This is a genomic window from Marinobacter litoralis, from assembly GCF_003336705.1.
Taxonomy (GTDB): Bacteria; Pseudomonadota; Gammaproteobacteria; order Pseudomonadales; family Oleiphilaceae; genus Marinobacter; species Marinobacter litoralis.
Genome location: NZ_QMDL01000001.1, coordinates 924,867 through 937,552 on the forward strand (window position 1 = coordinate 924,867; position 12,686 = coordinate 937,552).

8 protein-coding genes are annotated in these 12,686 nt (G+C 54.2%); 7 read left to right on the forward strand and 1 reads right to left on the reverse strand.

Annotated elements, in window-relative coordinates:
* Window positions 1-109: 109 nt before the first annotated feature.
* Both hrpA and DOQ08_RS04295 read left to right on the forward strand, forming a co-directional pair.
* The gene (gene hrpA / locus DOQ08_RS04290; RefSeq protein WP_114333637.1) at window positions 110-4,042 is read left to right on the forward strand and encodes an ATP-dependent RNA helicase HrpA; all 3,933 of its coding nucleotides are present in this window, start codon (window positions 110-112) and stop codon (window positions 4,040-4,042) included.
* Window positions 4,043-4,171: 129 nt separating this feature from the next.
* A complete protein-coding gene (locus DOQ08_RS04295; protein ID WP_114333638.1) occupies window positions 4,172-5,293 on the forward strand; it encodes a beta-ketoacyl-ACP synthase III in 1,122 nt (373 codons plus the stop codon).
* 6 nt (window positions 5,294-5,299) lie between these two features.
* Here the strand turns inward: DOQ08_RS04295 and DOQ08_RS04300 are convergent, their stop codons facing one another.
* Window positions 5,300-5,707: an acyl-CoA thioesterase gene (locus DOQ08_RS04300; protein WP_114333639.1), complete on the reverse strand. Its 408-nt coding sequence runs from the start codon at window positions 5,705-5,707 to the stop codon at window positions 5,300-5,302.
* Between the two features lie 131 nt (window positions 5,708-5,838).
* On the opposite strand from DOQ08_RS04300, the gene DOQ08_RS04305 reads away from it, so the two are divergent.
* The 5 genes from DOQ08_RS04305 to dinG are packed head-to-tail and all read left to right on the forward strand — an operon-like array spanning window position 5,839 to window position 12,672.
* The gene (locus tag DOQ08_RS04305; RefSeq protein ID WP_264756348.1) at window positions 5,839-6,582 is read left to right on the forward strand and encodes an MlaA family lipoprotein; all 744 of its coding nucleotides are present in this window, start codon (window positions 5,839-5,841) and stop codon (window positions 6,580-6,582) included.
* A 20-nt stretch (window positions 6,583-6,602) separates the two neighbouring features.
* Window positions 6,603-8,090 (forward strand): DUF3336 domain-containing protein, encoded by a 1,488-nt coding sequence (locus DOQ08_RS04310; protein ID WP_114333641.1) that lies wholly within the window; start codon window positions 6,603-6,605, stop codon window positions 8,088-8,090.
* 5 nt (window positions 8,091-8,095) lie between these two features.
* Window positions 8,096-9,787, forward strand: a complete 1,692-nt coding sequence (locus DOQ08_RS04315) for an ExeA family protein (RefSeq protein ID WP_114333642.1) — start codon at window positions 8,096-8,098, stop codon at window positions 9,785-9,787.
* A gap of 3 nt (window positions 9,788-9,790) precedes the next feature.
* The gene (locus DOQ08_RS04320; protein WP_114333643.1) at window positions 9,791-10,495 is read left to right on the forward strand and encodes a general secretion pathway protein GspB; all 705 of its coding nucleotides are present in this window, start codon (window positions 9,791-9,793) and stop codon (window positions 10,493-10,495) included.
* Window positions 10,495-12,672 (forward strand): ATP-dependent DNA helicase DinG, encoded by a 2,178-nt coding sequence (gene dinG, locus DOQ08_RS04325; protein ID WP_114333644.1) that lies wholly within the window; start codon window positions 10,495-10,497, stop codon window positions 12,670-12,672. Before DOQ08_RS04320 ends, dinG begins: the two co-directional genes overlap by 1 nt.
* The last annotated feature ends 14 nt before the right edge of the window (window positions 12,673-12,686 follow it).

A 12,686-nucleotide genomic window follows, 5' to 3' on the forward strand; every position in this document is an offset into this window, starting at 1 on the left:
GCTAAAGACCCTGCCTCGGCAGGGTTTTTGTGTTTATACAGTGTGCCTTTCCGGCTAGACTGTGGCGCCTGATGACACTGATTGAAACTTTGAGAGCCAATGGCGAGCAATGTCTGATTCAACCCCGAATAAAGCTTCCGCATCCAGTGTGACCGACCCCAAAGCGGCGGTGGCTGCACTCAAACGTCAACTTGCTGAATGCAATCAGCAAGAAGCGGCAAGCATTGTCCGGCGCTTGGGGCGAAGCAAAGGCCTACCCGGCGAAAAAGATTTGGCTGTGATGAGCGAGTGGTTGGAGCGGGGCAAAGAGAAGGTTCGACAGCGACAGGCGCTGCACAAGCCTGCCAGTTTTCCTGAAGGTTTGCCCGTTAGTACTCGGGTTGATGACATCAGCAAAGCCATTGAAGAGCATCAGGTGGTCATTGTTGCTGGTGAAACCGGATCGGGAAAAACCACTCAGATACCCAAGATTTGCCTCAATCTTGGCCGGGGTGTGCGTGGTTTAGTCGGGCATACCCAGCCCAGGCGAATTGCGGCGCGCAGCGTGTCCAGCCGCATTGCAGAAGAATTGGGGGAGCAAGTAGGGCAGCGAGTGGGGTACCAGGTTCGGTTTACCGACAACACCTCGGAGCATTCGCAAATCAAAGTGATGACCGATGGTATCTTGCTGGCGGAAGTACAGCATGACCGGTTTCTGGATCGCTACGATACGCTGATCATTGATGAGGCCCATGAGCGAAGCCTGAACATTGATTTTCTTCTGGGCTACCTCAAACAGCTTTTGCCAAAGCGCCCGGATCTGAAAGTGATCATTACCTCGGCAACCATAGAGGTAGAGCGTTTCAGCGAGTTTTTCGACAAAGCCCCAGTGATAGAGGTGAGCGGTCGGACCTACCCCGTAGATGTTCGCTATCGCCCGTTGGTCGGTGACGAGGACGACAAGGATCAAGGCTGGACCGACGGCATTCTTTCTGCCATTGAGGAAATCGAACAGCACGAACGCTCGGAGAAAAAGCCTCCGGGGGATGTGTTGGTGTTCCTGCCGGGCGAGCGGGAAATTCGAGCTGTCAGCAAAGTGCTCCGGCATGCAGAACTGCGTCACACCGAAGTATTGCCGTTGTATTCCCGCTTGAGTAATCAAGAGCAGAATCGCGTCTTCCAAACACACCGCGGGCGGCGGATTGTGCTATCCACCAACGTGGCGGAAACCTCGCTCACGGTGCCGGGTATTCGCTATGTCATTGACACCGGTGTGGCTCGGATCAGTCGTTACAGTGTGCGCTCGAAAATTCAGCGCTTACCCATAGAGCCCGTTTCCCAAGCCAGTGCGAACCAGCGGGCGGGGCGTTGTGGCCGGGTTGCGCCCGGTATCTGCTTCCGCCTGTACGATGAAGCCGACTTCATCAACCGGCCTGAATACACGGATCCGGAAATCCTGCGCACCAACTTGGCTTCGGTCATCCTGCAGATGGCTACCTCTGGCTTGGGCGAAATCCGTCGGTTCCCGTTTTTGGAGGCTCCGGATAATCGCCAGGTCAATGATGGTTATAAGTTGCTGGAAGAGCTCGGCGCAGTGGATGAAAAGCGGCGAGTGACCAAGCTCGGGCGCACCATGTCTCGACTGCCCCTTGATCCGAGGCTGGCCAGAATGTTGGTCACCTCGGCGGATCATGGCAGTTTGGCGGAAGTGTTGATCGTGATTGCAGGGCTTAGCGTTCAGGACCCTCGCGAGCGACCCCAAGAAAAACAGCAGGCTGCCGATCAGGCCCATGCGCCGTTTAACGATAAAGAATCGGATTTCGCAACGCTGCTGAATATTTGGAACTGGTTTGAGGAGCAGCGCCAGGAGTTGTCCCAGAATCAGCTCAAAAAACTCTGCCAGAAAAACTTTCTAAGCTGGATGCACATGCGCGAGTGGCGAGATATTCATCGGCAGCTCACGTTGATTTGCCGAGACCAAAAGCTCGCCATGAACCGGCAACCGGCTAACTACGATGCTATTCATAAACCCATCTTGGCGGGTTTGTTGGGCCAAATTGCTGTGAAAGTCGAAAAACGGGAATATCTGGCGACTCGTAATCGCAAAGTCATGATCTTCCCGGGTTCGAAAGTGGCGAAATCCGGTCCGAAGTGGATTGTGGCCGCCGAAATTGTTGAAACCAGTAAAGTGTTCGCCCGCATGGTGGCCGGTATTCAGCCGGAATGGGTAGAGCCGTTGGCCGGGCACATTGTTAAACGCCACTATTTCGAGCCCCACTGGGAGCAAAAGCGCGCTCAGGTAATGGGCTATGAAAAGGTCACTCTTTACGGGCTGGATGTGGTGCCCAAGCGCCGAATTCCCTACACCACTGTGGACCCGGCCGAATGCCGGAATCTTTTCATCCGGCGGGCATTAGTGGAAGGCGAGCTACGCTCAAAGGCTCCGTTTATTTCCAGAAACCGGGCAATGCTGGATACCGTTGAAGATCTGGAAAAGAAGACACGGCGCCGCGACTTGTTGGTGGATGACGAAGTGTTGGTGGCGTTTTACGACGAACGTCTGCCAGACGACATTGTTAGTGGTCGGCATTTCGAAAGCTGGTGGAAAAACCTGTCCGCCGAAGCGTTACGAAACATGGAGCTCACTGAAACCGATGTCTTGCAGCGCCCGGTCGACCAGTCGGCGGAAGCCCTGTATCCGGATTATCTGGAATGGGAGGGGGCTAAATACCCCTTGAGCTACGAGTTCGAGCCAACCAGTGAGCGAGATGGCGTAACGCTGAATGTGCCGTTGATGGCTCTGAAACAAATCCCGGCCCGTCGTTTGGAATGGCTGGTGCCGGGGTTGTTGCGGGAAAAATGCATTGCGTTGGTTAAGGGGCTGCCTAAATCGGTTCGCCGTAACTTTGTACCGGTGCCGGATTTTGTGGATGCCGCGCTCGAGAACATGCAGCCCAGCAACGAACCTTTGACGGTTAAGCTCGCGGATCAGTTACGGCGAATGACGGGTGTGCAGATAAACCCTGAAGCCTGGCCAGAGGAAGAGCTGCCCCGGCATCTGCGAATGAACCTGAAGGTGACCGGTAACAAGGGCAAGGTCATGGCTGAAAGTCGCAGCGCGGATGACCTTCAGGCAAAACTTGGCGAGCAAGCGGAGAAGGCGCTGACAACGGCTGCATCAGACGATACGGATGATGCCAAGGTCGTTGAACACGCGGATTGGCAGTTTGGTGAGCTGCCAGAGCGGATTCAGACCGAAAAAGGCGGTATGCAAGTGACCGTTTACCCGGCACTGGAAGATCTTGGCAAGCAGGTCAGGGCGATTCGATGCCTTGATCCGCTAACTGCAGAAACCAGCATGCGCCGAGGTATTGCTCGGTTGATCATTAATCGGTTTGGCAGCACCTTAACGGATTTGGAGCGCCGCTTGCCCAAGTTTAAACAGTCTGCGTTGATGTTTGCCCCGGTGGGGCAAGCCAAAGCGTTGCTGGATGATTTGCTGGTCGCCGCTGTGATGGAGCACTTTTTATCGGATGAGGTTCCCAGGAATCCTGAAAGCTTTGATCGGGTGTTTGATCAGCATCGGGGGGACTTTATTCCGGCGCTGGAGCTGGCCGACGAACGCCTTCACGCGGCGATGACGGGCTATCAAAAGGTAGCGAAGCAATTGAAAGGCAAGATCAATCTGGCCTTGGCAAACAGTATGGCGGACATTAAGTTTCAGCTTCAACATCTTGTTTACCCGGGATTTCTTGTTGATACGCCGTCAGAATGGCTGGCCCGTTTCAGTATCTACTTTGAAGCCGCGCTCATCCGGCTGGAAAAAATGCCTAGAGAAATGGGCAAAGAACGAGAGTTTCTGCACAGCATTGATGCGCTGTGGACTCGCTATGCCAAGAAACTGGAGCAGCAAAAGCGCCAGAGTGTTCGCGATCCCGAGTTGGAATTGTATCGTTGGATGCTGGAAGAATACCGGGTGTCGTTTTTTGCCCAGCAGCTAGGCACTGCGATGACCGTGTCGGTTAAACGCTTGGATAAACAATGGGCGTTGACCCGGGTTTAATAAATTGCAATGGCGTTGACAAGCCCAGTTACTGAACGATAGTCCAACGGGCAAATCCTCAGGACTGTGTTAGTATTTCTGGCAATGCCTTATCAAAAACCGTTTCTATAACCATGACGTGGGGTTATTGTGATTAAAGCCGTCATCAGCGGAACCGGCCTGTATACGCCGCCCGCCATCATCGAAAACGACGAACTGGTTGAAGCTTTCAATCAGTATGTGGATCTTTACAACACCGAGCACGCGGAAGAGATAGGCCGCGGAGAACTGGCGGCGCTGCAACCCTCGTCTTCTGCATTTATCGAAAAAGCGTCTGGTATTAAACGCCGGCACGTTATTGATCGTGAAGGTATTCTCGATCCTAAACGCATGACGCCACACATTCCCGAGCGGAGCAATGACGAGCGTTCTGTACAGTGTGATATGGCCGTGGTTGCTTGTAATGAAGCTCTGGAACAAGCTGGCAAAACCGTAGCGGATGTTGATGCAGTCATCGTGGCGTGCTCAAACCTGCAACGGGCTTACCCTGCGATTTCTATCGAGGTGCAGCAAGCCTTGGGCATAGAGGGTTTCGCTTACGACATGAATGTGGCCTGCAGTTCGGCTACTTTTGGCCTTCAAGCTGCAGCCAATGCCGTTGAGAATGGCACGGCTCGCTCCGTTCTGGTCGTCAGCCCCGAGATTTGCTCCGGTCATTTGAATTTCCGTGATCGCGACAGTCACTTTATTTTCGGTGATGCTTGCACCGCGATGCTCGTAGAGCGTGAGGAAGACGTGAAACCGGGGCAGGGTTTCGAGATTCTCGGTACCCGTCTGGTGACCAAGTTCTCCAACAACATCCGGAATAACTTTGGATTCTTGAACCGTGCGGACGAGTCCGGCGTGGGCAAGCCCGACAAGCTGTTCATCCAGCAGGGCCGGAAAGTATTCAAAGAAGTGTCGCCGCTGGTTGCGTCAACGATTCAAAGCCATCTGGAATCTTTGGAGCTGGGGCCTGACAATCTGGCGCGCATGTGGTTGCATCAGGCCAACTTGAACATGAACCAGCTGATTGCACGTCGAGTGCTGGGCCGCGATGCCAGCGTTGAGGAAGCACCGGTGATTTTGGACGAATACGCCAACACCAGTTCCGCCGGTTCAATCATTGCTTTCCACAAGCATAAAGAGGATCTGAAAGCCGGCGACCTGGGCGTTATCTGCTCATTCGGTGCCGGCTATTCCATTGGCAGCGTGGTCGTCCGCCACCGCTGAGTTCGTTTACTCGGCTGCCAGAGCTCTCAGAGTGTCTGGCAGTCGGGTAGATTTTCGGGTGGTTTTATCCATCCAGACAATCTTTGCATAGCCCTCCGCGTACACGTCCCCCGTGTCGGCATCTTTCAGCAAGTGGTAGGTATCTAGGCTGGTATTTCCGGCTTTGCCTGCGTATGTTTCCACCAAAACGGTGGCAGGGTGCGTTAATTCCTTCAGAAACGTGGCGCTGGTCTTTATAATAACGGGACCTGTAGGTTCACCTGTGCCGCCAAGTTCAAGTTTTGCCAGCCAGACAATACGAGCCTCTTCAAAGAAGCGGAAGTAAACCGTGTTGTTAGCGTGACCGTATGCATCCATGTCGCCCCATCGTAAGGGCATGGCAAGGGAGCTGACGAGGTTTCCCTGAACTGACATTTAATTTCCTCCGGATGACTGAGATAAAAAGAATACAACGCCGGTATTGTCGACTAATGGAATCAGATTAAACAACCCAAGAGATTGAAATGACTCAAACGACTACTCGGTATTGGATACTCGCAGCATTAATGCTGCTGCTCTTGGTCGTCACGGCCACAACCCCTGCCACCGCTCAGACCGTGCAAGAGCCTGAAGGCCAGCGCGCGCCAACCGTCAATTCGGCGGATCCTTACGAAAACTGGAATCGAAGCGTATTTTCGTTCAACGAAACGGTGGACGAATGGGTTCTTCGCCCTGTCGCGAAAACCTACCGCACCGTTACGCCAGACATTGTCGATCGGGGTGTCACCAATTTTTTCAATAATCTGACTGAAATTCGTAATTTCAGTAATAGCTTGTTCCAGCTTAAGGGTGAATCTGCTGTAGTGGCATTCGGGCGGTTTACCTTTAATACCGTATTTGGCTTGGGTGGGATTTTTGATGTGGCCACGGCCTTTGATCTGCCAGAACGGCCGGAAGATTTCGGTCAAACCCTGGGCTATTGGGGCGTAGGCTCTGGCCCGTACCTGATGCTGCCGTTTCTTGGGCCATCGACCCCCCGGCATTTCACGGGCTTGGCATCCGACAGCTTCATTTTACCCTCAGCTTGGGATGCGGTTGAAGAGCCCGAAGTTTACTTCCTTCGAGCGCTGCAAATTGTCGACAAACGTGCGGATCTGATACCGGCAGAAGGCATTATTTCCGGGGATCGGTACACGTTCGTGAGAAATGCCTTCCTGCAGCGGCGTGAATTCCTGATTAACGATGGTAAGATCACAGCTGACCCCTTCGCCAATGATGACGAAGATGACCTGATGCTCGACGATTTCTGAGCAACGCCGGGAGATCGAAGTTGATTAAAGATCCGAGAATAAACCGATTCCGCAAGCAGCTGGCGGATGCTCAGAATTATGAGCAGTGGAAAGCGGCTGCGCTGGAGTTGGACTATCTCGAAGGCAACGTGGAGTGGAAAGAAGACTTCACTTCGGATCTGTATCACTACGAACTGATCTACGACCGGCTCTGCAATCTTAAGCAATATCGCCAGCAAAACGATTTTGAACGTTTGAAGCGAGCCCTGCGCGAAGGGCTTCATCACGATTTGGGCAACATGGGTAACCCGGCGCTTTATACTCGCTCCCGGGTAGGCACCAAACACTTGGTTGAAGAGTACATCACGCAAGTGTGTGAGTCGTTGGATTACCTGTGTGACCACCCCGTGCCGAATTTCTCGGTGCACGATAAGCTGCAGTTTTTTCGGGACACCCTAACCAGCTTTGGTCGGCCGGCGCTGCTGCTCAGCGGCGGCGCGGGGCTGGGTATGTTCCATTTCGGTGTCATCAAGGCATTGTGGGAGAAAGGCCTACTGCCACAGGTGATTGCGGGGTCGAGTGTAGGGGCCATCATTGCAGGCATTCTGGGTGTGCATACCGATGCCGAAATACCGGAAATGCTTGTGCCTGAAAACCACAACCTGAATGCCTGGAAGTGGCGCGGTTTATTCAGCGCGATTCGAGGCGACGGGTTGATGGATCAGAACACTCTGAAGCAGTGCCTTCGTGACAACATCGGCGAATATACCTTTGAAGAGGCTTATCAGCGCACAGGGCGCAGTGTAAATATCAGCGTATCGCCGGTACAAACTCATCAGAAAGCGCGATTGTTGAGTGGTTATACCTCTCCTTATCTGATGATGTGGAGTGCCGCGTTGGCAAGCGCAGCCGTGCCCGGGGTGTTCCCGCCGGTCACGCTGATGAAGAAAGATCTGAATGGCAACACTCTACCGTACATGCCGCGCCTGAAGTTTGTAGACGGTTCGGTGGTGAGTGATCTTCCTGTTGACCGGCTTATGCACCTGTACGATGTGAATTTCACCATCGTGAGCCAAACCAATCCCCATGTGATTCCGTTCCTGAACGCCAAGGGGCAAGACGAAAAGCTGTCTTTACTGAACTTGCCGTCGCATCTATTGAAGGCGGAAGTGGCGTTTCACGGGCAGGGTGTGTTCGATTTCTTGCGGAAGCGAGTCAAGCCTGAGCTGTTGAGGCAAGTGTCCGGTCAGATGTATACGATTATGGCGCAGCGCTATTCCGGAGATGTGACCATAGCGCCGAATTATTCTCTTCGCCATTACCGCCATATACTGTCGAGCCCGACACCCGAATACGTGCGGGAAATGATTCTTCAGGGTGAAAAGTCTACCTGGCCGAAGATCTCCATGATTCGGTCTCACGCACGTATATCGAAAACTCTGGAACGCTGCGTGCGTAGCCTGAAATCTCAAAGCCGCCGCGCTGCAGAACTGAAGTTGGTCAGTAGCGGCACCCCGGCAAGGCACTAAAAACCATGTACTACGACTTTTTCGGTTTTCGAGAGCCGCCATTTTCCATTGCCCCGGACCCGCGATACCTGTACCTGAGTGACCGTCACAAAGAAGCGCTCGCGCACCTGATGTATGGTGTGCAGGGGCAGGGCGGTTTCATTGTGATCACCGGCGAAGTGGGTACGGGTAAGACCACGGTATGCCGCTGTTTTCTTGAAAACGCTCCTGAACACGTCGATATTGCGCTGATACTCAATCCTCGTCTTTCAGCTCGTGAGTTGCTGTCGGCCGTTTGCGATGAACTGGAAATCGCTCATGCTCCCGAAGCAAGTATCAAGGTGTTGGTCGATGCCATCAATGCCGACTTGTTGAAAGCCCACGCCGCTGGCCGGCATAAAGTTCTGATTATTGATGAGGCGCAGAACTTATCGGCGGATGTTCTTGAGCAGCTACGCCTGTTAACCAACCTGGAAACCGCCGAGAAGAAATTGCTGCAGATTGTTCTGCTGGGCCAGCCAGAGTTGCAGGATATTCTGGCGCTGCCAGAGTTGCGTCAGCTCAACCAAAGGGTGACTGCGCGCTACCACTTGGATGCAATCGACAAAGCAGAACTGCCGGCCTATTTGCAGTATCGGGTGAGTGTGGCCGGATTAAGAGGCGATTTGTTCACCCCTGCAGCGATTCGTAAACTTTACGCTGCCAGCCAAGGCGTTCCCCGTCTGATTAATCTGATCAGTGATCGTGCGTTGCTGGGTGCATACGCGGAAGGCGATCACCAGATTACCCCGCTACATATAAAACGAGCGGCCAAGGAAGTTAGTGGTGGCTTGAAGCAACGAGTGGGTAAGCGCAACCGGTTCGGCGATAATGTCAGTCATTTGTGGTTGGTGGTTGCGTCGGCTCTGATCGCGATTATGGGTACACTGTGGGTGCTGGATATCCCGCAAAATGGAGAACTTGCCGAGCGCGAAGATGAGCCGTCAGTATCGGGTGTCATAGAGCGGGTTGTGGCCGCGACGACGGAAGATGAAGAGAATGCTTCCGAGGCGCAAAAGCCAAACGAGTCGCCGCGCGTAGATGAAACAGAGTTTGTTCCGGAGCAGCACGGGCTGTCTACACAGGATTCTTACGTCGAACTCTTCGATATATGGGGCCAGATTTATCATCCCGAAGTGGCGCCATATCCGTGCCAGCATGCCCAAAACGTGGGCCTGGAATGCTTGCAGCGAGAAGGCGCCCGCCGGACACTCGAATTCCTCGACCGCCCTGCGATTCTGAATCTGCGCATAGCGCCGGGGCAGGAAACCCAGGTTGTTTTGCAGACTTTGCAGGGTAGCAACGCGATATTAAAGACGGCCGAGGGGCCTGTAACCGTCGGATTCCGACAAATCGAACCGTATTGGTTTGGCGAGTTCCGGGTTCTTTGGCGCGCACCGGATTATAAGCGGGCAGACGGCATCTTTAGCGACAAGCAAGGCCAAACGCTTTGGATCAGCTCAAAAATGATGGAGCTTGCGGATCGATACGCGGGCAATGCACAAGAAGCTGATCGCATCAAACGATTAGCGGTAGCTGATCAGGTGCGCTGGTATCAAAAGCTGCGAGGCCTTACGGTGGACGGCATTCCCGGAGCCATGACCATTATTCAGATTCATAACGATCTGGGTGCCGATGTGCCGCGATTGGTCGCCGAGCTACCGGCGGGAAACAGCTAAGTTATGTCATACATACTCGAAGCTTTAAAAAAATCCGAAGCAGAGCGCCGCCAGGGTAAAGCACCAGACCTTGGTCAGCAGGTGCAGATGATCTATCGCCCCAAAAAAAAGCCGGTCTCGGCGGTGGTTTGGGTGGTGTTGGCGCTCATTATTAACGCCGGAGTTTTGGCGTATGTGTTTTGGCCTGCAAGGCAACTTCCTCAGCCCGTGACGACAGCCGTGCCTGCGGCAGAGTCTGCCCGCACTTCCTCCTCGGTCTTGCCGGTCGAGAGTTCGCAGCCCGAGGTTGCGCCTGAGCCTGAGCCCGTTGTTAAAGTTCCGGTTAAGCCGGTTGAAGCGCCGCAAGCGGTGGCTGAGTCCGGGCTGAATGAGCCACAGTTCGAACAACCCACCATAATCGTGCCGAGCCAACCCGAGCCGCAACGTGTGTCCGCCCCCGTACAATCACGGCCCCAAGGGCGGGTGCCGCATCTGGTAGAATTGCCGCTTTCGTTCCAAAAGAGTGTTCCTGATTTGACCTTTAACAGCCATATCTATTCCTCAGACCCTTCAGCCAGCCGGGTGATGATCAATAACCGATATTTGCGCGCAGGCCAGAGCCTGGGCTCGTTGTTGGTTGAAAACATCACAGAAGATGGCGTGGTGCTGAGCAAAAATGGCCAACGGTTTAGGGTAGGAATCGTTCGTGATTGGGTGAGCCCGCGATAATGGCGCTAACCGACGACGTTAAACAGGACATTCAGCAGGCGTATCGGGATGTTTTAGCTGGCAAGGGCGTGCGAGCCCGCTATGGCCAGCGCTTGATGATTGCCGAAATTGCCCGGTACATGGGCGAGATCACCGAGAATGATGGCCAACGTACATCGCCCGCCTCGGCATGCGTGGTGGAAGCCGGCACCGGTACCGGTAAGACATTGGCGTATCTGATTTCTGCGATTCCCGTCGCCAAGGCCTTGGGTAAAACACTGGTCATTTCTACGGCAACCGTGGCCCTGCAAGACCAGATTGTCCTGAAAGACCTGCCAGACTTACGTAAACACAGCAAATTGAAGTTCAACTGGACCCTTGCCAAAGGCCGGGGCCGGTACTTGTGCATGTCTCGCTTAGAAGCGCGCTTGCACGATGAAGGGCATGGCGACAGCGACACCATGCCGCTGTTCCTGTTGGACAACCCCGTTGATGATGAAGCCAGTAGCCGTGCTACGTTCGAGAAGATGCTCGGCACCTACGGTTCACGGGAATGGGACGGCGACCGCGATCACTGGCCGGAACAAATTCCTGACGAGATCTGGCGACAAGTCACCACCGACCACCGTCAGTGCACCAATAGGCATTGCGCCTACTTCGATAGCTGTGCTTTTTTCGAAGCGCGAAAAGATCTGGACGACGCGGATATTGTGGTCGCTAACCACGATCTGGTGCTGGCTGACCTCGCCTTGGGTGGTGGTGCCATTCTTCCTGAGCCGGAAAACGCGTTGTTTGTTTTTGACGAGGCGCACCATCTGCCGGATAAGGCGCTGAACCATTTCGCCGCTTCCGTGCCTCTGAACTCGACGCGCCAGTGGCTGAAGCAGCTGTCACAGGCTTTGGTGAAAATGCAGCCTTGGCTGCCGGGCGGTTCTCAGGCAACCAAGGCCGTTGAAAAAATCAGTTTGGCCGGGCGCGATCTCGATATTGCTCTGGCGAAGGTGTACGAAGAAGTCGAGCACAATACCGGGTGGGATTTCAACGAAGAGCGGCGAAGCGCTCAATGGCGATATCCGGAGGGTGAGCTACCCGATAGCTTGGCTGAATTGGCTGGTGAAACCCGAATTGTCACGGCCGGGTTGTGTCGCAACCTAGGAACCTTGGTTGAGGAATTGCAAAGTGCGTTCGATGAACGCAAAGACCCGGAACTCGACCGTGATACGGCTGATTCCTGGTATCCGGTGATTGGTGCTTTTCATAGTCGGGCCGAAGAGCAGCTTCGATTATGGGAGGCATGGTCAGAGGGAGCCGTCGCCGCAAAACCGGATCAGGATGAAAGCGCCCAACCGGTTCCGCGCAAAGGGCCACCGGCTGCGCGTTGGTCGGTTCGTCAAAGATGGGAGCACGCCGAAGACATCACGCTGTTCAGTTCTCCGGTGTTGGCTGACAATCTCCTGTATTCCCGTTTATGGTCGAGAGTCTATGGTGCTGTATTGACCAGCGCGACCTTAACGGCGCTGGGGCGATTTGACCGTCTTCGGTCTCGGGCTGGTCTACCGGAAGCAAGCCGTTACATGGTGGTGCCCAGTTCGTTCAAATACAACGAGATGGCTACGGTCGAAGTACCCGCGATTGAAGCCATGCCGACGGATGACGGCTTTGGCGATGCGCTGATTAAACGCCTGCCGGACTTATGGGCAGGCGAGAAAGCTACTTTGGTGCTGTTCACTTCTCGCCGGCAAATGCAGCAAGTGAGGGACGCGCTGGCACCGGAATATCCCGAGCTGATTCTGACTCAAGACGACATGGCCAAGAACGAAGTGCTTCGAACTCATTGCAGCCGGATTGATGAAGGTAAAGCCAGCGTTCTCTTTGGTGTTGCCAGTTTTGCTGAAGGCATCGATTTACCGGGTAAATATCTGCATCACGTGGTGATCACCCGATTGCCGTTTTCGGTGCCCGACGATCCCATTGAAGCTAGCCTGGCGGAGTGGGTGACTCAGCGGGGTGGTAATCCCTTTATGGAAATCACAGTGCCTGATGCCTCGGTGAAGCTGGTTCAAGCGGTAGGGCGTCTACTGCGAACCGAGCAAGATACGGGGCGTGTGACCATTCTTGATCGCCGCATTGTCGCCCGGCGTTATGGTCAGTTGTTGCTGGATGCACTGCCTCCGTTCCGCCGGTTAATCGAACACTAATCCCGCCTACCGTT